This is a genomic window from Telluria beijingensis, assembly GCF_030770395.1.
GTDB classification, from domain to species: domain Bacteria; phylum Pseudomonadota; class Gammaproteobacteria; order Burkholderiales; family Burkholderiaceae_D; genus Telluria; species Telluria beijingensis.
On the sequence record NZ_CP132480.1, the window covers coordinates 5,399,534 to 5,422,887 of the forward strand.

Genomic DNA, 23,354 nt, shown 5'->3' on the forward strand with positions numbered 1-23,354 from the left:
TACTTCGTGTTACTTCCCACTGCGAACCTGCCGTCCAACCCGTGGATTCTAGCAGGGCCATGCCTTCGGCAAGGATCGCTCGCGTGCGCAGGTGCGATCCGCTCAACCATCCTGTATCCGAATCTAGATGATGCCGATCCGCTCCACGCAGGCCAGGCTGGCACCGCGTTCGCGCAAGCCCTCGCGCAAGCCCTGCGGCAGGGCGTTTTCCCACTCCTTCGGCAGCAGCACGCGGTCGCCCGGACCCGCCTCGCGCGCGATCAGCGCGCATTTCGGCGCCAGCGCCTCGACCGTCTCGACCCGTCCCGCATGCCAGGCGCTGGAAGCGCCGGTGGCGATCACCCGCCCGCGAGGCGCGAACTCGCGACCGCGCGCCATGCGGTCGGCCATCACCAGCGCCACTTCATACGAATTGCCCGCAAAACGCGGCTCGCCGAAGCGCACCGTGGTGCGCCACTGGCCCTGGCCGCGGCCATCGAAATGGCGGGCGCCGGCCAGCACCGCCGCCACCTGCGCCTGGCGCACCGCATCCACGTCCGGCACGCTAACCGGATCGTCCTCTAGCTGGCCGGCCCTGGCCAGCGGCCGCACGCTGACTTCCACCCAACCCAGTCCATCGTACTCGCCGCCGCTATGCATCGGGAACCAGGCGCGCGCGCTCGAGATCCCGGCGCCAGGGTCGGGCAGCCCGTTCAGCGCGCCCAGGTGGGCCAGGGCGTCGGCGCCGCCCAGCAGCACGCCGTCCGGCGCGCCGGCCAGCTGGCGGCCATCGATCCGGCCCAGGTGCCAGGCATCCGACCAGCCATTGGCCACCACCTCGCGCTGCGGGGCGAACACGCCGCGCACGATGCGGTCGGCCAGCACCGCCGCCAGTTCCCAGTCGCGCGCGCCGTCGCCGGGCGCCCGGTCCAGGCTTAGCACCACCTGCTCGCGGCTGTCGAAGCGCGGTTCGGTATGGCGCGCCAGGCGCACCACCTGCTGCATGCGCTCGGCCGCCACCGGATCGCCCGGCACGCTGCACTTGACGTCGGCGCGGCCGGCGCGCGGGCGGCGCGTGGCGGTGATCGTCAGCAGGCTGCCGTCGAGCGCGATGCTGCGGCACTGGATCGTGCTCATGCCTCCTCCAGCTCCGCATCTTGCTCGGCATCGCGGGCCGACACGGCGCGGCGCGCGCCGGCCTCGGTCTCGAGATTGGCCACGATGCGATCGGCCTCGTCGAACAGCGTGTCGAGCGGGCCCTCGCCGGCCACCTTCAGGCGCGCCAGCAGCGCCCAGGCTTCGTCCAGCGCGGCTGCGGCGCGGCGGCTGTGGCGCGCGCGCCGCAGCTGTTCATCCTGCGCCAGCGGCTGGCCGGGCGCGGCCAGTTCGAGTGCCGGCATGGTGCCGACCGCCAGGCTGACCAGGTCGAGCCGGCGCAGCAATTCCTGGTGCTGGCGGAAGCGTCCCTGGTCGGCCGGCATCACCGCCATGCGCACCGCGCACATCAGGCAGGGCAGCTCGAGGAACAGGCGGCGCAGCGCGCGCGCGTCCTCGCAGGCCGGCACGAAGGCTTCCGGCGGCGGCGCCGCGACGGCGGCCTGCTCGCGCGAGGCCGGCGGCGGCTTGATGGCGTCGAGCCGGGCCGCCAGGCGCGCGTCCAGCATGGCGGCGTAGTCGTTGGCGGCGCCCAGGTCGACCGGCACGCAATCGTCGACCGTCACGCCGAAACGCGTGTACATCAGCTGGTTGAAACCGGTGCGGAAGGCATTCCACTCGTCCAGCGTCGTGCACGGCGGCAGTTCGAGGTTGCCCTGGGCCAGCTCGCGCTGCAGCGCGGTCTGCGCCAGTTCAATGAAACCGGCCAGTTCGACGCTGCAACCGGCCTCGCTGGCCAGGAACAGGTCGAAGCGCTGGTGGGTGGCGCGCGGGTCGCTGGCGTCGATCGCGAAATGCACCCGCAGGCCGATCTCGGGCGCGCAGGCGAAGGGCAGCAGCTCGCAGGTATAGGGGCCGGGATGGACGCACCAGGCGGTTTCGCCGTCGATGGCGGCGATGCGGCTGCCGGCTGCTTGGCGCCGGCTGCGCCCACCGCGGTCGACCAGCACGGCGGCGCACGGCGCGGGCACCGTGAGGCCATTCGGCGCCGGCAGCGCGATCGCCACGCTGCCCAGCCGGGTGGCGTCGAACTCGGGCTGGCGCAGCGGGCGCAGTGGGCGCCTGAGCGTGCTCTCCAGTGTGCTCTTGATCAGCGAACCTAGCATCATCGTCCTTCCGGGTATGTCGGAACTGCTCTATGTAATGGGGGTCGCCCGAGGGATGACCTCGAAGCGCGCCCCATGCTGCTGAAAATGCGCCGCCGGAGAATCCGCGAACGGCCACGGGCCTTCGCATTCGCCGTCGGCATCGAGACTGCCTTCCAATACCAGACCGCCGCGGCCATCGCGCACCTGAATTGCGGGCCGCGCGGCCAATACCCCGGCGGCGCCCGCCGCCTCGGGGTCGAGCTGGACGATCACCGCCAGCGCGCCTCCGGCATCGACGAAGTGCAGGCGCCACATGCCGTCGTCGGTGCGCAGCATCTCCAGGCCGGCGCCGCTGTCGGCGGCGCGCAGCAGGCCGCGGCTGCCGCGCCAGGCCGCCGGCCGCGCCGCGCGCGCGCAGGCGACCAGCAGGCACTCGTGGTCGCGGCCGATGCCGCGATGGCTGGCCATGCCGCCGCGGTGTCGGGGTGGGCGGTTCAGTCTGCGCAACCCTTTCTGGGATTCCAGCATATATGTTTCGTCCGCCTCGACCATGCCGCCCAGGCGCGCTGGACGGTCACACGTAAAACCGGCCACCATGCGATGGCGCCAGCGAAAGCTCGTGGTACGGTGCACCTGGACCGCCTCGGCGCTGGCGCGCACGATCTGCGATTCGAGCAGGCATTGCAGATAGGCGGGCCAGCATTCCTTCTTGCGCAGGTGCGCGAGTTTGGTGCCGCTCAATGCGTTGTAACTGCGACCGCAAGCGAGGCAGCGCCAACGCTGCAGGCCGCTGGCGTGTCCGCAGCGGTGCGAGCGCGCCCCGCCGCAGCGGGGACAGCGCTTTCCGACGGCGGCCTGTTCGATCAGCGCGATACAAGTGGCCCCATCCTCGTTCGTGGCGAGCCAGGCGCGTAGTTGCCCAAGTTCTTCCTGCCCCAGTGCCAGGCCGCTTAAGGCTGCAAGCAATGTTCCAAAGTCCAGGCCATCCATGGCCGCCTCTTCCGGAGAACTCGACAGTAGCTAAGACCGGGCTGGACATGAAAGGTTCGCAGAAATAACGCGAACAGCGCCAACGAAAAACGGCGGCCCGCGGGCCGCCGTTTTCATTGATACGGGACGCTATTACTTCACGCCGTGCATCAGTTTCTGGATCACCGGCGCCAGCAGCAGCAGCAGCACGCCGCCGCCCAGCAGCGACCAGAAGCCGAAGCTGTAGCCGCCCAGGGCCGAGGCCACCGACATGCCGGAGTCGCCCGAGACGTGCGAGGCGAAGATACCCGACAGGTTGTTGCCGATACCGGTCGACAGGAACCAGCCGCCCATGCCCAGGCCCACCAGGCGGGTCGGGGCCAGCTTGGTCACCATCGACAGGCCGATCGGCGACAGGCACAGCTCACCGATCGACTGGATCACGTAGACCGCGAACAGGGTCCAGAACGGGATCTTGCCGTTGTCGTTGATCAGCTGCGACAGCGCGTACATCAAGAGGCCGAAGGCCAGCGCGTTGAACACCAGGCCGAGACCGAACTTGCGCGGGATCGACGGGTTCGAGTTGCGCTTGCCGAGCCACACCCAGGTCGCGGCGATGATCGGCGCGAACAGGATGATGGCGACCGAGTTCACCGACTGGAACCAGGCGACCGGGAAGGTCCAGTCGCCGAAGTTGCGGTCGACGATATTGTCGGCCAGGAAGGTGAACGAGCTGCCGGCCTGCTCGAAGAAGCACCAGAACAGGATGTTGAAGAAGAAGATGATCATCATCGCCCAGGTCTTGTCGCGTGCAACTTTACCTTCGCGGATGCCTTCCATCACCAGCATCGCGGCCAGGCCGACGAACAGGATGGTCAGCAGGATCTGCAGGTTGTTGGCGCCGGCCTGCAGCAGCAGGTACATGACCGGAATCACGACCAGCGCGCCGACGATCGTGAAGATCAGGCGCTTCGGATTGGCCAGGTCGCCGATCGGTGCGCCGATGCCCTTCAGGGACTTGCGGCCGATGTAGAACCAGAACAGCGAGATCAGCATGCCCACGCCCGAGGCCAGGAATACGATCTTGTACGACGGCATGGCCTGGGTGCCGAAGACTTTCTCGGCCAGGATCTGGGTCAGGATCGGCGCGAAGAAGGCGCCGACGTTGATGCCCATGTAGAAGATGGTGAAACCGGAATCGCGGCGGGTATCGTTCAGCGCATACAGCTGGCCGACCATCGTCGAGATATTCGGTTTGAACAGGCCGTTGCCGACGATGATGGTCGCCAGGCCGAGCTTGAAGACGTCATGGTTCGGAATCGAAATCATGAACAGGCCGGCCGCCATGAAGATGGCGCCGACCAGGATCGAGCGCTGGTAGCCGATGATGCGGTCGGCCACGTAGCCGCCGAAGACGGCGCCGGCATACACCAGCGCGAGGTAGGAACCGTAGGTGAGGTTGGCGTCGGCCTGACCGGCCGCGTCGCCGCCGTAGAATTGGGCGACGATGTAAAGGACGAGTGCCCAACGAATGCCATAGAACGCGAAACGCTCCCAGAATTCAGTCATGAACAGCATCCACAGCGGTGCTGGATGGCCCATGATCTGTTTGAATTCTGGAAGAGGTCGGTTGGCGGGTGTAGTAGCTGCACCGCTCATGCGGTTCCTCCCGAAAATGTAATGACTGAGTAATAGTTATATGGACTAGTTCGAAGGCCGAACATTCCAATAGGCAGGCATTCTAGTGCATATTCTTCATCGCAAGAAAGTTTTTTCCGGATGTGTTATTACCGGTCGAAGATGGTGCAGTGCACCGTGCGCGGCTCACGGTTTTGGGGCAGTTTGGCGTATATTGCTGTAAAGAGTAACGTTTCTTGGAAGAGGAAAACAGGACCATGACCCACGAAGTAGTCGATACACTCGTTTCACCCGAAAGCCTGCAACTGGTCGATACCCTGATCTCGCCGCAAGGGCGGCTCGAAGTCCTGTCGAAGGCCGAAGTGGCCAAGCTGCTCGAAACCGGCCAGGCCGGCCTGTACGACGTCTTCCGCAAATGCGCGCTGGCCGTGCTCAATACCGGCAGCGACATCGACGACGGCAAGGAACTGCTGGAGCGCTACGCATCGTTCGACATCAGCATCCTGCAGCGCGAGCGCGGCATCAAGCTCGATATCCGCAATGCGCCGGGCAATGCCTTCGTCGACGGCAAGATGATCCGCGGTATCCATGAACACCTGTTCTCGGTGCTGCGCGACATCGTGTTCGTGAATTTCGACGTCACCGACAACCCCAAGTTCGACCTGACCCGCAGCGAAGGCATCACCGACGCCGTATTCCACATCCTGCGCAACGCCAATGTGCTGCAGCCGCAGAGGAATCCCAACCTGGTCGTGTGCTGGGGCGGCCACTCGATCAGCCGCATCGAATACAACTACACGAAAAAGGTCGGCTATGCGCTGGGCCTGCGCGAGATGGACATCTGCACCGGCTGCGGCCCGGGCGCCATGAAGGGCCCGATGAAGGGCGCGACCATCGGCCACTCCAAGCAGCGCCTGGGCAGCGGACGCTACCTGGGCATCTCGGAACCGGGCATCATCGCGGCCGAGTCGCCGAACCCGATCGTCAATGACCTGGTGATCATGCCGGACATCGAGAAACGCCTCGAGGCCTTCGTGCGCACCGGCCACGGCATCGTCGTGTTCCCGGGCGGCGCCGGCACCGCCGAAGAGATCCTGTACATCCTGGGCATCCTGCTCCATCCGGACAATGCCGAGATCCCGTTCCCACTGATCTTCACGGGGCCTGCCTCGGCGCGCGATTATTTCACGCAGATCGATGCGTTCCTCGGCGTGACCCTGGGCGAAGCGGCGCAGAAGCGTTACCAGATCATCATCGACGATCCGGATGCGGTGGCGCGCGCCATGCAGGCTGGCGTGCAAGAGGTGCGTGCCTTCCGCAAGGCCAATAGCGACGCCTATTACTATAATTGGCGGCTCAAGATCGACCACGAGTTCCAGAAGCCGTTCCGGCCGACGCACGAGAATATGCGGGGGCTCGACCTGCACCGGGGGATTCCGATGCACCTGCTGGCAGCCAACCTGCGGCGTGCGTTCTCCGGCGTGGTGGCGGGGAATGTGAAGGAAGAAGGGATTCGCGCGATCGAGAAGTATGGCAAATACGAGATCAGTGGCGAGGCCGAGATCATGGGGCCGATGGATGCGCTGCTGGCGTCGTTCGTGGAGCAGAGTCGGATGAAGTTGCCGGGCAAGGCGTATACGCCGTGCTATACGATCGTCCAATAAACGGCCCGCTGCCCCAACCCGTCGTTACCTCCACTGGAGGTAACGACTTCCCGCGCAGGCGGGAACCCAAGTTTGCCTGCCTAGTGCTGCGCTTGACGTAAGCGGTGGCGCGTAAAACTTGGGTCCCCGCCTTCGCGGGGACGACGTGTCAACGGCGCGGGTGCCCATGAAAAAAGCCGCCTTTCGGCGGCTTCATTACATCAGTCCTCTTTGCGCAAGTGCGGGAACAGCAGCACGTCGCGAATATTCGGCGAGTCGGTGATCAGCATCATCAGGCGGTCGATGCCGATGCCGCAGCCGCCGGCTGGCGGCATGCCGTATTCCAGCGCGCGGATGTAGTCGGCGTCGTAGAACATCGCCTCGTCGTCGCCGGCATCCTTGGCCGCCACTTGCGACAGGAAGCGCGCCGCCTGGTCTTCGGGATCGTTCAGCTCCGAGAAGCCGTTGGCGATCTCGCGGCCCACCATGAACAGCTCGAAACGCTCGGTGATGCCTTCGCGGACGTCCGACGCACGCGCCAGCGGCGACACTTCGACCGGATAGTCGATGATGAAGGTCGGCTCCCACAGCAGCGCTTCGGCGGTTTCTTCGAACAGCGCCAGCTGCAGCGCGCCCAGGCCGGCGGTGGCGAAGGGCTTGACGCCGAACTTCGTCTTCAGTTCAGTCTTGATGAACTCGGCGTCGTTCAGCTGTTCTGGCGTGTAGCCCGGAGCGTACTTGTCGATCGCCTCGACGATGGTCAGGCGCTGGAACGGTTTCGACAGGTCGAGCTCGCGGCCGCCATAGGTCAGCACGGCGCTGCCGTGGGCGTCGATCGCCGCCTGGCGGATCACCTGCTCGGTGAAGTTCATGATCCACTTGTAGTCGGTGTACGCCGCATAGAATTCCATCATCGTGAATTCAGGGTTGTGGCGGACCGACACGCCCTCGTTGCGGAAGTTGCGGTTGACTTCGAACACGCGGTCGAAGCCGCCCACCACCAGGCGCTTCAGGTACAGCTCGGGCGCGATGCGCAGGTACATTTCCATGTCCAGCGCATTGTGGTGGGTGACGAACGGCTTGGCCGCGGCGCCGCCCGGGATCGGGTGCAGCATCGGGGTCTCGACTTCCATGAAGCCGTTCTTTTCCATGAAGCGGCGCATCGACGACATCGCGGCGGTGCGCGCCTTGAAGGTGCGGCGCGTCTCTTCGTTCATGATCAGGTCGACGTAGCGCTGGCGGTACTTGGTCTCCTGATCGGCCAGGCCGTGGAATTTGTCCGGCAGCGGACGGATCGCCTTGGCGATCAGGCGCAGCTGGGTGACCTTGACGGTCAGCTCGTCGGTCTTGGTCTTGAACAGAACGCCTTCGACGCCCAGGATGTCGCCCAGGTCGTAGCCGCGCAGCGCGTCCATCGCCGCTTCGCCGGCGTTGTCGAGGGCGATATAGACCTGGATGCGGCCGCTGGCGGCCGGGCCGGAACTGTCCTGCAGGGTGGCGAAGGCCGCCTTCTTGCCCGCCTCGCGGCGCAGCATCATGCGGCCGGCCAGCACGACGGCGACCGGTTCCGCCTCGAGTTCTTCGCGAGACTTGCCGCCGTAGGTCTCGACCAGGTCGGCCGCCTTGTGCTGCGGGACGAAGTCGTTCGGGAAGGCGATGCCTTGTTCGCGGATCGCGGCCAGCTTGGCGCGGCGCTCGGCCATGATCTTGTTTTCGTCGGCAGCCTGCAGCGGCGCCTGTTCTTGGTTTTCGGTGTTCATGATTGGTTCTGTGTGATATCGGATGGTCAGGCGAGCAGCGACTCAACGTCCAGCTGCGTGAAGTCGTTGACGATGGCGATGACGTTGTCGAATTCGGCGAAGGCCTCGGCCGGCAGCGTGGTGGTGAGCACCACCGCGCGCATGCCGGCGCGGCGCGCCGCTTCCACGCCCAGCGGCGCGTCCTCGAACACGATGCAACCGGCCGGCATTGCCTCGCAGCGGTCGGCCGCCTTGAGGAACACATCCGGGTGCGGCTTGCCGCGCGGGACGTCCACGGTGCCGATCACTACCGCGTCGAAACGCGGCTGCAGGCCCATGTCCTCGAGGATGAAACGCGCGCTGCCGGGCGAGGCCGAGGTGGCCACCGCCAGTTTCCAGCCACGGGCAGCGCCAGCGTCGATGAAGGCATCGAAGCCGGGCAGGGTGGCGCGGTGCGGCGCGTACAGTTCGCGGTACAGCACTTCCTTCTCGTGGTTCAGGGTCGCCAGTTCGTCGTCGCTCAGGTGTTCGCCCAGGTAGTGACGCAGGATTTCCTTGCCCTGGCGGCCGGCGGTGTCGCGGAAGAAGGCGTCCGGCTCGATCGTCTGTCCCCGCCGCGCGAAGAAGGTGATCCACGCCTGGGTGTGGAAGTCCATATTGTCGACGATGGTGCCATCCATGTCGAAGATCAGCGCGCGGGGAGAAGCGGTCATCGGGTGTGCCTTTACACGTTCTGCTTGAGGGAGGCCGAGATGAAATCGTCCAGGTCGCCGTCCAGCACGTTCTTGGTATTGCCGGTCTCGAAACCGGTACGCAAGTCCTTGATGCGCGACTGGTCGAGAACATACGAACGGATCTGGTGGCCCCAGCCGACGTCGGTCTTCGAATCTTCGAGCTTCTGCTGCTCGCTCATGCGGTTGCGCAGTTCGAGTTCATACAGCTTGGCGCGCAGCATGTCCCAGGCCTCGGCCTTGTTGCGGTGCTGCGAGCGGTCGTTCTGGCACTGGACGACGATGCCCGACGGGCCGTGGGTCAGGCGCACTGCCGAATCGGTCTTGTTGATGTGCTGACCGCCGGCGCCCGAAGCGCGGTAGGTGTCGATGCGCACGTCGGCCGGGTTGATCTCGATCTCGATCGAGTCGTCCACTTCCGGATACACGAACAGCGAGGTGAACGAGGTGTGGCGGCCGTTGGCCGAGTCGAACGGCGACTTGCGCACCAGGCGGTGCACGCCGGTCTCGGTGCGCAGGTGGCCATAGGCGTACTCGCCGTCGACCTTGATGGTGGCGGTCTTGATGCCCGCGACCTCGCCCTCGGACTGTTCGAGGATCTCGGCCTTGAAGCCCTTGCGTTCGCAGTAGCGCAGGTATTGACGCAGCAGCATCGAGGCCCAGTCCTGCGCCTCGGTGCCGCCGGCGCCGGCCTGGATGTCGATGAAGCAGTTCGCGTGGTCCATCGGGTTGCTGAACATGCGGCGGAATTCCATCGCCTCGATGACCTTCTGCACTTCGTCGAGGTCGCCGGACACCGCTTCGATGGTGTCGTCGTCGCCTTCTTCGCGCGCCATGTCGAACAGGTCGCGCGCGTCCGCCAGGTCGGCCTTGGCCTTTTCGAGCACGTGCACGACGCCTTCCAGCGCCTTCTTCTCTTTGCCCATTTCCTGGGCTTTCTTCGGGTCGTTCCAGATCGATGGATCTTCCATCTCCTGGTTGACCTGTTCTAGTTTCTCCGACTTCTTATCGAAGTCAAAGATACCTCCGAAGTTCGGCCTCGCGACCGGTCAGGTCGTTCAGCAGGGCGGAAATGGCGTTGATGCGTTCGGCTTCCATGGTCTCGGCAGTCTCATTGGTTGATTGAATCGAACCGCGGATTATACCCGACGACTGCCTTTGATGACGCCGTATGGATTGCCATGCCCGTCGCCGCTGCCGTATCATCGCCCCGTCTTCTCTCCCGGATTCCCCCATGAACCGCCTTTTGCGTTACCAAATCGGCATGGCCTTCGCGCCGCTGCTGCTCATCCTCCCCGTCCACGCCGCCCAGGCCCCGAACGGTGCGACCGCCGTGCTGGCCGTGCTCGAGACCTCCGACCTGCACTCGAACGTGGTCGGTTATGACTATTACAAGCTGGCGCCGGACGCCTCGATCGGCTTCGACCGTACCGCCACGCTCATCAGGCAGGCGCGCAAGGAATTCGCCAACACGCTGCTGCTCGACAATGGCGACACGATCCAGGGTACGGCCTTCGCCGACTACCAGGCGCTGGTCAAGGCTCCGGGCTGCGACCAGGTGCTGGGCATCTATAAAATCATGAACGCGCTCGGCTACGAGGGCGGCACGCTGGGCAACCACGAATTCAACTACGGACTGCCGTTCCTGAACCAGGTCACCGGCAGCAGCTTCAAGGTGAAGGGTGTCGAGCCTCAGGCCAAGCCCTGCGCCGGGCCGGATTTCCCGCTGGTGCTGGCCAATATCCACAGCCTGCAGACGAACGAGCCGCTGTTCGCGCCGTACAAGATCATCGACAAGAAGATCGTCGCGCGTGACGCCGACGGCAAGCAGGTCGAGAGCACGGTGAAAGTCGGCATCATCGGCTTCACGCCGCCGGACATCATGTCGTGGGACAAACGCTGGCTGGAGGGCCGCGTCAAGCCGGTCGACGTCAAGGCCAGCGCCGAGCGCTATATCCCCGAGATGCGCAAGAAGGGCGCCGAACTGGTGGTGGTGCTGGGCCATGCGGGCCTCGATGACGCCAGCTATTCGCCGACGATGGAAAACACCAACTGGCACCTTGCCAGGGTGCCGGGCGTGGACGTGGTGCTGATGGGCCATGCGCACCAGCTGTTCCCGAACAAGGACAGCACCGTCGCGCAATTCAACCTGCCGGGCGTGGACAAGGTGCGTGGGCTGGTGCACGGCGTGCCGGCCGTGATGCCGAGCCAGTGGGGTAAGCATCTTGGGGTGATTCAACTTCACCTGAAATCGGACGGCAAGCGCTGGACGGTCGAGAAGGACAAGACCTTGGTCGAGGCGCGTTCGACCCAGGTCGCGCCAAAAACCTTCGTCGAGCCGGATGCCGAGGTGACGGCGCTGGTGCGCGCCGAGCACGAGGCGACCATCGCCTATGTGAAGACGCCGGTGGGCAAGTCAGGCTTCCGCATGACGACGTATTTCGCCGACGTCGGCGACCCGTCGGCGCTGGAAGTGGTGAACCGCGCTCAGGCGGAGTATGTGGTCAAATACGTGCAGGCCAACCTGCCGCAGTACGCGCAATTGCCGGTGCTGTCGGTGACGGCGCCGTTCAAGGCCGGTTTCCCGACCGTGGCCGATTACACCGACGTGCCGGCGGGCGACCTGGCGCTGAACAATGCGGCCGACCTGTACCTATTCCCGAACTCGCTGTATGCGGTGAAGGTGAATGGCGCGGGCCTGAAGGCATGGCTGGAAACCGCCGCGGGGCGCTTCAACACCATCGATCCATCGAAGAGCGAGCCGCAGGAACTGGTCAACAACCGCTTCCCGAGCTTTAATTTCGATACCATCACCTCGCCAGACGTGCGTTACGAGATCGACGTGACGCGCGCACCGGGCGACCGGATCCGCAAACTGGCCTATAAAGGCAAGCCGGTCGAGGCGAAGCAGGAATTCCTGGTCGCGACCAATAACTATCGTGCCAGCGGCGGTGGCGGCTTCCCGGGCCTGGACGGCAGCAATGTGGTGCTGGCGTCGCCGGACAATAACCGCGATATCCTGATCGACTACATCCGTAATGCGAAGGAGTTGAGCCGCAAATCGCAGGGTGCGGCGCGTAGCTGGCGCTTTGCGCCAGTCAAGACAGCGGGGCCGGTGGTGTTCCATTCGGCGCCTGGACTGGTCGCGCTGGCGCAGGAGGCGGGGATCGATAATGTCAGCCAGTTGAAAGCTGATGATGGCGCTGGCAAGGGCACGGCCTTGTACGCGGTCGATCTGTCGAAGTAACCATCACCACTGCCATATGCCCGTCGTTCCCGCGAAGGCGGGAACCCAAGATTTGCGCGCATATCGGCCGTTTCAAGCGTAGTCGCCGTGCCGAAGAATTGGGTTCCCGCCTGCGCGGGAACGACGTGCTTGACGCTGCAGGCTCATTGTGGGGCCGCGGCTTCCTCAATGCAGTTGCTTCTTCTCGGGCTGCACCAGCACGAATGGGCTCACCACCGACGCCCACAACACCTCGTCCGCCTCCAGCCAGCCCTGCGCCTGCGCATCGCTGACCTTGGCCACGCTGCCTTCGTTCATCCAGCGCGTCACGGCCTCGCGATCGTCGTGCGCGATGCGCAGGGCGACGTCGATCAGGTCCAGCGCCTCGCTGACCCAGATCACCGAGCCGCTGGCGAAGTGGCGTTCGAGCTCGCTCCATTTGACGCGGCCAGTCTCGCGGTTGATCTTGTCGTGCAGTTCGGTGTCGTTCTCGGGTTTGGTTTTCATCGTGAATCTGTTCAAAGAATCTCGACCGCAGGATGCGGCGAGGCTGCCCATGTTAACCGATAGGTCTGCGCCTTGCGCACGTTGCCGACCAGCGCAGGCCGGAAGCAGGCCAGGCAGGTGCCGTCGGGATGACGCACACTGGGATAGATGACGCCCATCGAGCCGTCGTCGAGTAGCGCGTTCGCCAGCGCCTGCGAGGCGACATAGCTGCCCGGATCGAGGCAGTCGGCATAGGCCGCCATGCCGCGCAGGTCGTGGAAGCTGGCGCTGAAGTCGGCCAGCAGGCACTGGTAGCTGACGCTGTCGTCGAAGCGGTCGATCTCGGCATATTCCACCGTTTTGTGGAAGATGACCTCGGCCAGCGAGGTCGCGGTGTCGAAGCCGCAATACCAGGCGCCGCGCTCGCCGTCGTTGAAGCGGCTGCCCTCGGGCCGGGCATAGGTGAAGGCCGCATTGACGATGCGGAAGTTGGGCAGGCCGAACACCAGTTCGTCCATGCCGATGCCGGGCAACAGCCCGGACTCGCCGCGCAGGCGGTCGTTGGTCGCGTTATCGAGTTCGAACAGGTCGCGCAGGATGTCGTCGCTGTCGGCCAGCGGCGCCAGCACCGAATCTTCCATGTCGGCGAAGCGCGAGGGAATCAGGCGGCAGGTGTCGTTCTGGCGCAGCAGCGTCAGCCGCGGCTGCGGCCTTCCCACCAGTTGCAGGCTCACAGGCCACCGCGCCGGGCATCGAGCAGGCGGCGCACGCTCTGCATCGCCAGCAGGCCGCCGCCGAGCATGAAGGCGAGCGGCGTGCGGCCGGCGAAGATGGGGTTGGTGTTGGGCAGCTGCACCCATTCGTCGGCCAGCTTGTCGCCATACAGGATGTGCAGGCTCTTATAGATACCGAGCAGGTAGGAGATGCGGGTGATTCGGTCGACTTCGAGCACCCGGTCCGGGTTTTTCTTCCAGTCGTAGAACGACGACGACGACAGGCCGCCGAGCAGCTCGCGCGCATCGTCGTCGCGCACGCCCCAGGCCGCCGTCAGCCTGAAGAAACCCTTCAGGGCCGATTGCGACAGGCGTTCGCGCTCGGTGCGTGAATTGAGGTCGACCAGGGTTGCCGGCTCGAAGCGGCTCTTGGGGTAGGCATAGGCCAGGCTCATGATTCCTCCGATATTGGAGTATTTATACTCCGAATAAGTATCGCATGCAAGGGCCGGTTGTCAAGCGGGCCGCTGCGTGACAGAATCGCCTGATTGCCAAACAGCAAATTTTCCTGGACCGTACCGTATGCGCTTGAGCTCGCTCTCACTGATAGCCGTCTGCCTCGTGGCCGCCGCGGCCGCTGGCCGTGCGCGGGTATCGAACGAAGACCTGACCAGCCAGGTGATGGCGCACGAGCGCGCCTTCGCCGCGACCATGGCGGCGCGCGATTTCGAGGGATTCGGGCGCTATCTGTCGCGCGAAGCGGTCTTCATGACGGGCAGCGACGCGCTGCGCGGCAAGGAGGCGGTCCTGGCGGCATGGCGCCGCCACTACGACGGCGGGGAGCCGCCATTCTCGTGGGAACCCAAGCAGGTGGAGGTGGTCGCGTCGGGCACGCTGGCCTACAGCACTGGTCCGATCCGCGACGCGCAAGGGCGGCGGATCGGCAGCTTCAACTCGGTGTGGCGCCTGGAGGCGCCAGGACGGTGGGCGGTGGTGTTCGACCGGGGCTGCGACTGCAGGCAGTAGAGCCGCCCCGGCCAGGAGCGAGGATCAGTCCTTGCCCACGCCGCTCAGCAGGGCGGCATCGGCGCCCGCGCCGGCGCTGAGCATCCAGCCGGTCATCAACAGGTACAGCATCAGCATCACGAACAGCACCGTGACGCGGCGCGCGGCCAGGCCTTCGAACAGCGGCTTTTTATTGTAGGCGATGCCCAGGAAGTAGGCGCCGAACACGGTGGCCATGTAGTGCACCGCGCCGAAGGTCTCGCCCAGCTCGCCCTTGCGCGGATGGTCGACCAGCAGGTGCGACAGGATCACCAGGATCAGGTAGGGCACCGAGGCGGCCAGCGGCGGCAGGTACAGGCCGAAGCGCTCGACGAAGTCGCGGATGGCGGGACGCTTGCGCGCCAGCAGCGGCAGGAACAGGTTGTGGATCAGGCCAGTGATGACGATGATCTTGAGCAGCACCGCCTTGTGCAGGCTTTCTTCGCCAAAGCCCAGGTTGTGTAGATTGGTCTCGGCCTGGCGGTTATTCTGCAGGAACCATTCCGGCGACTGGATTTGCAGGATGCGCTGGAACCAGCTGATTTCCTCCAGCGCGGCCAGGGCCACCAGGCCGGTCAGGCCGGCCAGCACCAGTACGCCGAAATTGAAACCCTCGGTCTTGTAACGGTCGATCGCGACGTAGCCGAGCAGGCCGGAGGTGAGCGAAAACGCCAGGAACTGCATCCATTCGACGATGCCGTCCTCGACCAGCAGGCGCGCCAGTTCATGCGGATTATTGGACCAGATCAGGGCCAGCAGTAGGCAGAAGGCGTTGATGACGATGCCCGTGACGATCACGGGGTGCTTGTACCATTTATTATTAACGACTGGATTATTTACCACTAACTTGCTCCTTCAGGGACGAAAAATGTTCGGTGGCGGCCGGTTGCAGGCCGGGCGCCGGTGCGGATTCGGGCTCGACCGCCGCCATGCGGTCCGATGCGCGGCGGCCGGTGCGGCGCACGGCGCCGACCAGCAAGGTGACCATGGCCCAGCCCCACAGCAGCGGGTCGAGCAAGGCGTCCCACAGGTTTCCGGTGGGCAGGCGCAGCAGCGAAAACAGGACCAGCGCGCCGAGCAGGCTGGCCGCCGGCCCGCGCGCATGGCCGCGCACGATGGCCAGCACGCAGCCGGCCGCGGCGACGATCGCCAGGGCCGGCGCGAGGCCCGGGCCGAAGCCGGCGTAATAGAAACCGCGCGCCAGGAAGCCGACGGCGTCGAGATAGAGCAGGGCGCCGGTCACGGCCAGCACCCCGGCCAGCGTTTGCGGCATGACCTGGCTGCGCCGGATGCCGTGCCAGCGCTCGGTCAGGCGCAGCAGGCAGCAGCCGACCAGCAGGCCGCTCGGATACTGGAAGGCCAGGCCCAGCCACCAGGCCGGCGACAGCTCGCCCGGCAGCGCCATCGCCGCCAGCGACAGCGCCAGCACGGCGCCCAGCGCAAGGCGCGATATCGGCGCCGCGCGCCGCCACAGGGCGCACGCCAGGGTGGCGGCGACGATGGCCCAGCCCAGGCGGCCGTACAGGAGTTGCAGGGACAGATCCGGCAGGTTCATCAGATGGTGCCTCCGGTCTGGATGCGGTAGCGGTGGTGGGCGATCGCCTGGCGCTGCCAGGTATAGGTCACGTGCAGTTCGTCGCCGACCTGCTGCAGGGTCGGATACGAGAACTCGTCGCCGGCCTTGCCGCTGGCGATGTCGGCCACCGTGCGCCAGCTGCGCATATCGTCCGAGATCGCTAGGCGCAGCACGCTGCGCGCCGAGGCGTCGTCGGCGGCGTGGTTGTACAGCATCAGGAACTGGCCGCTGGCGAGGCGGATCGCCGCCATCGAGGTGTTATGGTTGGGCAGGTCGAGTGCCGGCAGGTCTTGCCAGCTGGCGCCGCCATCCAGGCTCGCCGCATGCTGCATGCGACGCGCTTCGCTGTCGTCGCGCAGCAGGGCCCGCACCTCGGTCTTCGAGACCGGCACGATGGCCGGCTGCAGGGTCGAGGTGCTGTTGCCGATGCGCGCCAGCGACGTCGGGTTGCCCTGGGCATCGAAGGCCATCAGCATCGGGTACTTGTTGCCGATTTCAAAATAGACGGGCAGCCACCAGCCGCCATCGGCGAGCGCCAGCGGCGAGGTGCGCACCAGGGCGCTGGTATTGAACAGCGGCGAGGTCGGCAGCACGCGGCGCACGCGGAAATTCGCGCCCTGATCGGTCGACACGATGTGGGCGATGCGCGACGCCGCCCAGCCGCCGAGGCCGGTGGCGACCACGTACAGGTGGATCTTGCCGTCGCGGTCGGTCCAGGCGACGGGATTGCCGATGCGACGCACGCCGTAGCCGAGTTCGGCGCCCAGCGATTCGCGGCTGGCGACCACCCATGGCGTGCTCCAGGCGCCATTGGCCCAGGTCGAGGCATAGACCTGGACGTCGGGACCGCTCTCGCGGCTGCCGGCCCACCAGAAGGCCAGCAGGCGGTTGCCCGGCAGCGGCGTCATCGAACTGGCGTGGGCCGACGGCATGCCTTTTGGGGCAGGGATGTGGGTGTGGGACAGTTCGGTGAGCGTGACCGGGCCGGCGCCGACGGCGCCTGTGAGCGTTGGCTGGGACGCGGCATGGGCGCCGCGCATCCAGCGCATGCCTTCGGCGCCGAGCATGAGCAGCACGAGGAGCACACAGCCGAGCAAGACGAGATTGCGGGGGCGCGGCTGAGGGATCGGGGGATTCTCCATTCGCTTCCAGTAGAGGGAACCCAGCAGACGCGTCCTGCACTGGCGGGCTCTGACATTGACGGTCCCGGAAGCGATGCCACGGCGCTGCGGGATTGCTGGCGCTAAATAGCCGGCCAGGAAAAGGCGCTATCGTACCGGAAAGCCGCGCAAAACACATCAGGCAGAGGCGAGAAACGGTCCGAAAATGACGTCATTACGCGTGAATACCATCGCGAACCGGCAGAAAGTGGCAAGGTCGCCAACATCCCCGCAATTTTTTGACAACACGGCCTATACTTGCGTTTTAGACAGACTGGACGCCGCTGCATGCGAACTCTCCCCGTTTTACTCATCATGGTGCTCGGCTTGCTTGTGTCTGGATGCGCGAACCAAAACCCGTATTTCGACTCCAGCAAGCCGCATCACCGGCCTGAAGGTTTCGCCAACAACTACCCGAACAATCCCGCCTACCAGCGGCCGAAGCTCGGTTTCTTCGAGGGCTGGGCGGCGCGCATCCGCAACTGGACCGAGGACGAATCGGTGCGGGCGCCGAGTGCGCCGATTCCCGTGGTGGCGCCCGACCTGGCCTTCATCCACGCCAACCGCGACACGCCGGCGCTGACCTGGATCGGCCATGCGACCTTTCTCTTCCAGACCGGCACCGGCGTCAACATCCTGACCGACCCGGTCTTCGACGGGCGCGCCTCGCCGCTATCGTTCGCCGGCCCCAGGCGGCACCAGCCGCCGGGCGTGGCGATCGCCGACCTGCCGCGCATCGACGTCATCCTGATCAGCCATTCGCATTACGACCACCTGTCGCGCGATTCGCTGCGCCAGCTGTACCGCCAGGCCGGCGGCCCGCCGCTGCTGGTGGCGCCGCTGGGCGTGGATATCTGGTTAGAGAAGAACGTGACGGGCGGCGACCGTTCGCGGATCGTCAAGCTGGACTGGTGGGACAAGACCGTGGTGCAGGGGCTGGAACTGCACCTGCTGCCGGTGCACCACTGGTCGGCGCGCTCGCTGTGGGACCGCAACGAGACGCTGTGGGGCGGCTTCGCGGTGACGCGGCCGGGTCATTCCTTCTTCTTTTCGGGCGACCTCGGTTATTCGAAGGATATCCAGGACATCGCGGCGCGCTTCGACGGCTTCGACCTGGCCGCCGTGGGCATCGGGGCCTACCAGCCGGTCTGGTACCGCAATTCGCACGTCAGCCCGGACGAGGCGGTGCGCATCCACCGCGAGCTGCGCATCAAGCGCAGCGTCGGCATGCACTGGGGGACGTATCCGATGGGGCAGGAGCGGCTGGACCAGGCCGCGATCGACCTCGCCACCGCGCGCAAGGCGCAGGGCGTGGCCGACGATGCGTTCTTCGTGATGAAGATTGGCGAGACCCTACGCTGAGCGCAGCGTCAGCCTGAGAATCTCGCCCGGCTGCCACAGCCGCATGCGCGGCCCCCAGCCGCCGGCGCCGCGGCTGATCACCAGCTGCATGTCGCCGACGCGGTGCACCCCGACCAGGTGCGGGAATTCGCGCTTGACCAGGTAGTCGAAGGGCCAGATCTGGCCGCCGTGGGTATGCCCGGACAGCATCAGGCTCACGCCTTCGCGCGCCGCGCGTTCGACCAGGCCGGGCGCCGGGATGTGCGCCAGCAGGATGGTGGCGCCCTCCGCCCGGCTCGGGATCGTGCGTCCCAGCCCTGCATAAATGTCGCCGCCTCCGCGCATGGCGCGGCCGATATCGTCCAGGCCCGCCAGGTGCAGGCCCGGGGCGATCTCGACCCGCTCGTCGCGCAGCCACTTGACGCCGCCGGCCGCGAATTCCGCGATCGTGCCGCCGGCGTCGCCATAGTATTCATGGTTGCCCGTCACCGCCCACACGCCCAGCGGCGCGCGCAGGCGGCGCAGCACTGGCGCCAGCTGGTCGTCGTTGATCGGCTCGTCCTCGACCTGGTCGCCCAGCATCACGACAGCGGCCGGGCCCAATGCGTTGATCTGATCTACCCGCTTGCCGAGCCAGGCGGCGCGGCGCTGGGCGCCAAGGTGGGTATCGCTGATGGCGACCAGGGTCATGCCGTCCAGTTCCTGCGGCAGGCCGGCCAGAATGAGCTCGTGTTCCACGATGGCTGGGGCGCGCACCGCCTGGAAGATGGCGAAGGCGCTGACAGACACGCCGGCGATGGCGCCGGCCGCCAGGATCCTCGGCGCCCATTGGCGCAGCCACAGGCCGAAGCCGGTCACCAGGTCGGCCAGCAGCAGGTATTGGGTCATGACGAACAGGATGCCGAGCCAGGTCATGGCGAATTGCCCCGGCCACCAGCGCCAGTCGAGCGCGGCGTCGCCCAGGCGCACGCCCAGCAGGTAGACGGCCCACACCACGACGGCGCCAAGCCACCACCAGCGCGCATGGACGCGTGCGCGGACCGGGCCGAGCGCATGCAGGCGCTGCGCCACATAGAAATGCATCAGCGTGCCGATGACGTTGAGGATGATCGAAAACATGTGTACTTACGCCGTGCGTTAGCCGGCATCGGAAGACCAAAACCGGTCAATCATAGCGTTAATGCAATGTTCATGTCGCCGGGAATTATCTTGAGGTTTATACTCGGTCGTCCTTGTTAACGATGCCTTGCTCAGTGACCGACCTGCTCAATGCGATTCCGCGCAACCTGATCCTGCCGCCCGGCAGCCTGTTCCTGCTGATCGGGTTCGGCTTGCTGGCGCGTCGTCGCTGGCCGCGCTTTGGTACTGTCCTGGCCGCGTCGTCGCTCGTGCTGCTCGTTTTCCTGTCGAGTAATGCGGGCGCCAGTTTCCTGGTCGCGCCGCTGGACCGGATGACGACGCCGCTGCTCGCGCCCGAACGCAGCGGCGCGCAGGCGATCGTGGTGTTGTCCGCCGGGCGGCTGCAAGAGGCGCCGGAATATGCTGGCCGCGACATCCCCGATTACATCGGCCTGGGGCGGCTGCGTTACGCGGCCCACCTGCAGCGGCGTACCGGTATGCCGATCCTGGTCAGCGGGGGCAGCCCGGAAGCTCTCAACCCCCTGGCCGACGCGATGGCCACGGCGCTGCGCGAGGATTTCGGTGTGCCGGTCCGATGGGTCGAGAACCGATCGCGCAACACGGCCGAGAATGCCGCGTTCAGCGCCGCGCTGCTGCGTGCGGATGGCGTCACGCGGGTGCTGCTGGTGACCGATGCGATGCACATGGAGCGTGCCCGCACGGTGTTCCAGCGTCAGGGGTTGGCGGTGACGGATGCGCCGACCATGTTCTTTGGCGACCAGGCGCGCAGACTGGGTGCATGGGTGCCTAGCGCCGAGGGGATGCGACGCTCGTGGTATGCGTCGTATGAGTTGATCGGGATTGCCTGGTATCGGATGCGGTCAGGGGAAGCGCCGTAGAGCGCTCAAGATCGGGTTGTATGAGGACACGCGGATCATGCCAGGCCCGTGAGCAGATGCTGGTCCGGTGGCGTCGTGTCGGCCTCACTGCATGCCCGGGTACTTGCGGTATCGTGCGCGCCCTCCAATGTAGGCAGGGCGAGTAGGCTGAGTGCAAAGCCAATGATGGCGCTGCTGCCGTAACCGACGAGCGGCGTCGGATAGTTTCCGAGGGCGGCTGCCACGATCGCGGCGAGCCAGAGCGCGCCAAAGACGGCATGGCTCTCGCGGTTCGGCGAATCGCGATGCCAGCCGACGATGGCAGGCGCCAGGAGCAGGAGCGAGCCGCCCATTACCGCTGCGCCGGCAAGCGCGTGCACCTCGAACGACGAGTAGAGAATTCCGTCGACGTACGGAACCGCCATCAGCGTGTCGGCACGGACCACGGTCGCGACGAAGCCGGCGATGCTCGCGCAGAGCGCCGCCACGACGAACCTGTCGCGGCGCATGATGGCGAGCACGGCCAGTCCGACGGCCAGCATGCCGGCCATAGCCCGGTCAGGCTGGCCGGCCAGCGCCATTGCGGCAGCGACCATGCCCACGGTCGTAAGCGCATTGCGGCAGCGTGCAAACGCGACGAGCATCGCCGGCAGCAGGATCAGGCTTGGCTGGATCGAGAACCCGCCCAGCCTCACCCAGCGGGCTGCGCCGTCGACACTGTGGCCAAGCAGCGCGGTGGCCAGCAATGCGCCCGCCATCGCCACGAGCGCCGCCGTGGTCAGGCGCCGGCCCCCGGGCAAGCTACGCCCGAGCAGCGCCAGCAGCGCCAGGCCGAGAAGCAGGGCACTGGCATTGATGCCGAGATAGCGCATCGGCGCGCCCGCAAGCGCCATGTACACAAGGCCCAGCGCGACGGCGCCGATGGCGCTGGCGACGCCTGTTACCCGTGGACGACGCAGCGTGGCGTGGAAGAGGTTCATCATGATCGGGTCTCCGTGGAAGGGGGGGCCATCGCCGGTCAGCGACGCGAAGGGGCGGAGCAGATGCCATGCGAGCGCGCGCGGCATCAGTCCGCAAAAGCTTTCGAGCGCATACCGCAGCGCTTCGGTGTCGTCGGGGATGTCGGCCGTCTCGCAGCGGATCGCCTGCCCCCATGACTGCAGCGACGGCGGAAGCGCTGCCTGCAAGACTCGACAGGCCAGGTCGGCAATGCCACGCCGGAGGCTCCTGTTCATGCGGCTGCCTTTCGGATCCGCATGGCTGGCGTCCCGCTGTCGACAGGCAGATTGTCGCGGGCGAGTTGCATGCCGCTCGCGGTCAGCCGATAGGCATGTCGCGGCGGTCGTCCGCCTTCGGATGGCTGCTGCCACTCCGCTTCAAGATAGCCCTGCGCTTCCAGGCGGATGAGAAGCGGATACAGCGTGCCCGATTTGACGTCGGCTAGCCGGGCCAGTTCGTAGCCGTGGGACCATTCGCCATTGGCGTGGAGCAGGGCGGCGAGGACCATCCTGGCGTGGGGTGAGAGGGCGCGTGTGCGAGTCATGCTTTATTATCTACCTAGGTAGATTTAACGTCCAATCTTTTCTGCTGATATCGATGGCTCCCGACTGAGGAGGCATTGCTTCAGGCCTGCCTTGATCGTCTTTGCATAAAACCCGCATGACTATCAAAGTCTTGTAGACTTCAGTGTCTAGACTAGCTAATCTAGAGAACAATTCCTGTACTTGGTATGAACGCTGTGCCCGTCTCCGCGCGCGCTTCTTCTACCTCAACGCCAATGTCATTTTCTGGAGCTCATCATGCGTCGCTGTTTTCTCATGCTTTCCGCATCTTTGCTGATCGGTTCTGTCCAAGCCGAATCCGGGCCAGAAACTGCACGGCAAGCCGAGATACACAAGGTAGTCGAGAAAATACATGAGCTCTATATCGATCCCGACAAGGTAAAGAACATAGGGCGCGCGCTGCAACGCGCAGAATTCGCCAGGCCGATGAGCGATGAGGCCTTCGCAAAAAAAGTTACCGACATCCTGTCGAATGAAACCCGGGACCCGCATTTGCGGTTGATGTACAGTGTAACGCCGACCTCGTCAGGCAGCAGTGCCGCTCCGACGTCGTCGGAAATCGCCCGGCGCGAGGAATATCTGCGAGCGCAAAACCATGGCATCGAACGCGTCGAGCGCTTGCCTGGAAACATAGGCTATCTAAGGACGCGGTTTTTCGCACCCGTGACATCGTCGGCACCTTCTATCGGCGCAGCAATGACATTGTTGGCGAACACGGATGCACTCATTATCGACTTGCGTGACAACGACGGTGGATCGAGTGCGGCAGTTCCATTCATGGCAAGTTATCTGTTCGATGAGCGCAAGCACATTGCCGACCTTTACACTCGCAAAGGCGATAGAACAGAGCAGCAATGGACTTCGCCTGCGGTCCCTGGTGTCCGTTACGGCGGCGAGAAAGACGTGTATCTGCTGACCAGCAAGTCGACGTTCTCGGCAGCCGAAGGCCTTGCATTCGCCTTGCGGGGGCAAAAGCGCGTGACGATCGTGGGAGAAACGACGCGCGGTGGTGCGCATCCGTCGAGCATCGAGCGGATCAGTCCACACCTCGCACTGATGGTGCCCACGTCAACGGCCCGGGATCCTGTTACCCTGCAAGACTGGGAGGGTGTCGGTGTGGCGCCGGATGTCGCTGTCCCAGCGGTTGAGGCGCTGACCCGTGCTCAAATTCTGATTCTTAATAAGCTAGAGTTGGACGAGCGAGACGCGGCAAGCAGGGCGGAAGTCCAGGCCAGACTGATAGAACTTGCGCCGTCGTCCTGAGCCCATGGCCGAGCCTCAGCGCGTGCGCCTCCGCTGGCGTATGT

Annotated in this window: 22 protein-coding genes and 1 pseudogene; 6 read left to right on the forward strand and 17 right to left on the reverse strand. The window is 65.4% G+C overall.

The window, feature by feature from the left end; translation table 11 throughout:
* Positions 1-123: 123 nt before the first annotated feature.
* From Q9246_RS23795 to Q9246_RS23810, 5 genes and pseudogenes are all read right to left on the reverse strand, one after another.
* Entirely contained in the window at positions 124-1,116 is a 993-nt protein-coding gene (locus Q9246_RS23795; RefSeq protein ID WP_306393621.1) for a hypothetical protein, read from the reverse strand.
* Positions 1,113-2,243, reverse strand: a complete 1,131-nt coding sequence (locus Q9246_RS23800; protein ID WP_306393623.1) for a hypothetical protein — start codon at positions 2,241-2,243, stop codon at positions 1,113-1,115. Before Q9246_RS23800 ends, Q9246_RS23795 begins: the two co-directional genes overlap by 4 nt.
* A gap of 27 nt (positions 2,244-2,270) precedes the next feature.
* Positions 2,271-2,963 (reverse strand): hypothetical protein, encoded by a 693-nt coding sequence (locus tag Q9246_RS23805; RefSeq protein ID WP_306393624.1) that lies wholly within the window; start codon positions 2,961-2,963, stop codon positions 2,271-2,273.
* Between the two features lie 12 nt (positions 2,964-2,975).
* Positions 2,976-3,212, reverse strand: a pseudogene (locus Q9246_RS26590) (IS1/IS1595 family N-terminal zinc-binding domain-containing protein); the annotation flags it as partial.
* Between the two features lie 132 nt (positions 3,213-3,344).
* Complete coding sequence (locus Q9246_RS23810; protein ID WP_306393626.1) at positions 3,345-4,850, reverse strand: peptide MFS transporter; 1,506 nt, start codon at positions 4,848-4,850, stop codon at positions 3,345-3,347.
* A 236-nt stretch (positions 4,851-5,086) separates the two neighbouring features.
* Between Q9246_RS23810 and ppnN the strand changes: the two genes are divergently transcribed.
* Complete coding sequence (gene ppnN / locus Q9246_RS23815) at positions 5,087-6,493, forward strand: nucleotide 5'-monophosphate nucleosidase PpnN (protein WP_306393628.1); 1,407 nt, start codon at positions 5,087-5,089, stop codon at positions 6,491-6,493.
* 200 nt (positions 6,494-6,693) lie between these two features.
* Here the strand turns inward: ppnN and lysS are convergent, their stop codons facing one another.
* The 3 genes from lysS to prfB all read right to left on the reverse strand — a co-directional run bounded on the left by lysS (position 6,694) and on the right by prfB (position 10,040).
* The gene (gene lysS / locus Q9246_RS23820; RefSeq protein ID WP_306393629.1) at positions 6,694-8,232 is read right to left on the reverse strand and encodes a lysine--tRNA ligase; all 1,539 of its coding nucleotides are present in this window, start codon (positions 8,230-8,232) and stop codon (positions 6,694-6,696) included.
* 26 nt (positions 8,233-8,258) lie between these two features.
* A complete protein-coding gene (locus Q9246_RS23825; RefSeq protein WP_306393631.1) occupies positions 8,259-8,924 on the reverse strand; it encodes an HAD family hydrolase in 666 nt (221 codons plus the stop codon).
* Positions 8,925-8,935: 11 nt separating this feature from the next.
* A protein-coding gene (gene prfB, locus Q9246_RS23830; protein WP_306393632.1) for a peptide chain release factor 2 occupies positions 8,936-10,040 on the reverse strand; the annotation gives its coding sequence in 2 pieces (ribosomal slippage) (positions 8,936-9,958 and positions 9,960-10,040; 1,104 coding nt in all).
* Between the two features lie 166 nt (positions 10,041-10,206).
* Between prfB and Q9246_RS23835 the strand changes: the two genes are divergently transcribed.
* Positions 10,207-12,189, forward strand: coding sequence for a bifunctional 2',3'-cyclic-nucleotide 2'-phosphodiesterase/3'-nucleotidase (locus Q9246_RS23835; protein ID WP_306398250.1), 1,983 nt, complete (start codon positions 10,207-10,209; stop codon positions 12,187-12,189).
* A gap of 165 nt (positions 12,190-12,354) precedes the next feature.
* Here Q9246_RS23835 and Q9246_RS23840 read toward each other — a convergent pair whose 3' ends face one another.
* Genes Q9246_RS23840 through Q9246_RS23850 form a run of 3 tightly spaced genes read right to left on the reverse strand, consistent with a single transcriptional unit; the run spans position 12,355 to position 13,822 of the window.
* The gene (locus Q9246_RS23840; RefSeq protein WP_306393633.1) at positions 12,355-12,675 is read right to left on the reverse strand and encodes a DUF2288 domain-containing protein; all 321 of its coding nucleotides are present in this window, start codon (positions 12,673-12,675) and stop codon (positions 12,355-12,357) included.
* Positions 12,676-12,686: 11 nt separating this feature from the next.
* Complete coding sequence (locus tag Q9246_RS23845) at positions 12,687-13,373, reverse strand: RES family NAD+ phosphorylase (RefSeq protein ID WP_422802401.1); 687 nt, start codon at positions 13,371-13,373, stop codon at positions 12,687-12,689.
* Between the two features lie 11 nt (positions 13,374-13,384).
* Positions 13,385-13,822 carry an antitoxin Xre/MbcA/ParS toxin-binding domain-containing protein gene (locus Q9246_RS23850; protein ID WP_306393634.1) on the reverse strand — a complete coding sequence of 146 codons (438 nt, stop codon included), beginning with the start codon at positions 13,820-13,822 and terminating at the stop codon, positions 13,385-13,387.
* 127 nt (positions 13,823-13,949) lie between these two features.
* Between Q9246_RS23850 and Q9246_RS23855 the strand changes: the two genes are divergently transcribed.
* The gene (locus Q9246_RS23855) at positions 13,950-14,393 is read left to right on the forward strand and encodes a YybH family protein (RefSeq protein WP_306393635.1); all 444 of its coding nucleotides are present in this window, start codon (positions 13,950-13,952) and stop codon (positions 14,391-14,393) included.
* A gap of 24 nt (positions 14,394-14,417) precedes the next feature.
* Here Q9246_RS23855 and Q9246_RS23860 read toward each other — a convergent pair whose 3' ends face one another.
* The 3 genes from Q9246_RS23860 to Q9246_RS23870 are packed head-to-tail and all read right to left on the reverse strand — an operon-like array spanning position 14,418 to position 17,129.
* Complete coding sequence (locus tag Q9246_RS23860; RefSeq protein ID WP_306393636.1) at positions 14,418-15,209, reverse strand: hypothetical protein; 792 nt, start codon at positions 15,207-15,209, stop codon at positions 14,418-14,420.
* Between the two features lie 34 nt (positions 15,210-15,243).
* The gene (locus tag Q9246_RS23865; RefSeq protein WP_306393637.1) at positions 15,244-15,966 is read right to left on the reverse strand and encodes a hypothetical protein; all 723 of its coding nucleotides are present in this window, start codon (positions 15,964-15,966) and stop codon (positions 15,244-15,246) included.
* Positions 15,966-17,129 carry a sialidase family protein gene (locus Q9246_RS23870; RefSeq protein WP_306393640.1) on the reverse strand — a complete coding sequence of 388 codons (1,164 nt, stop codon included), beginning with the start codon at positions 17,127-17,129 and terminating at the stop codon, positions 15,966-15,968. Before Q9246_RS23870 ends, Q9246_RS23865 begins: the two co-directional genes overlap by 1 nt.
* Positions 17,130-17,435: 306 nt before the next feature.
* Between Q9246_RS23870 and Q9246_RS23875 the strand changes: the two genes are divergently transcribed.
* Positions 17,436-18,509: an MBL fold metallo-hydrolase gene (locus tag Q9246_RS23875; protein ID WP_306393642.1), complete on the forward strand. Its 1,074-nt coding sequence runs from the start codon at positions 17,436-17,438 to the stop codon at positions 18,507-18,509.
* Here the strand turns inward: Q9246_RS23875 and Q9246_RS23880 are convergent.
* Positions 18,501-19,607, reverse strand: a complete 1,107-nt coding sequence (locus Q9246_RS23880) for a metallophosphoesterase (protein ID WP_306393644.1) — start codon at positions 19,605-19,607, stop codon at positions 18,501-18,503. The genes Q9246_RS23875 and Q9246_RS23880 overlap by 9 nt on opposite strands.
* 134 nt (positions 19,608-19,741) lie before the next feature.
* On the opposite strand from Q9246_RS23880, the gene Q9246_RS23885 reads away from it, so the two are divergent.
* Entirely contained in the window at positions 19,742-20,506 is a 765-nt protein-coding gene (locus tag Q9246_RS23885) for a YdcF family protein (RefSeq protein ID WP_306393646.1), read from the forward strand.
* Between the two features lie 35 nt (positions 20,507-20,541).
* Here the strand turns inward: Q9246_RS23885 and Q9246_RS23890 are convergent, their stop codons facing one another.
* The gene (locus tag Q9246_RS23890; protein ID WP_306393648.1) at positions 20,542-21,720 is read right to left on the reverse strand and encodes an FtsW/RodA/SpoVE family cell cycle protein; all 1,179 of its coding nucleotides are present in this window, start codon (positions 21,718-21,720) and stop codon (positions 20,542-20,544) included.
* Entirely contained in the window at positions 21,717-21,992 is a 276-nt protein-coding gene (locus Q9246_RS23895) for a PadR family transcriptional regulator (protein ID WP_306393650.1), read from the reverse strand. The genes Q9246_RS23890 and Q9246_RS23895 overlap by 4 nt, the downstream gene beginning before the upstream one ends.
* A gap of 292 nt (positions 21,993-22,284) precedes the next feature.
* Here Q9246_RS23895 and Q9246_RS23900 point away from each other — a divergent pair, with 292 nt between their 5' ends.
* Positions 22,285-23,310 carry a S41 family peptidase gene (locus Q9246_RS23900; protein WP_306393651.1) on the forward strand — a complete coding sequence of 342 codons (1,026 nt, stop codon included), beginning with the start codon at positions 22,285-22,287 and terminating at the stop codon, positions 23,308-23,310.
* The last annotated feature ends 44 nt before the right edge of the window (positions 23,311-23,354 follow it).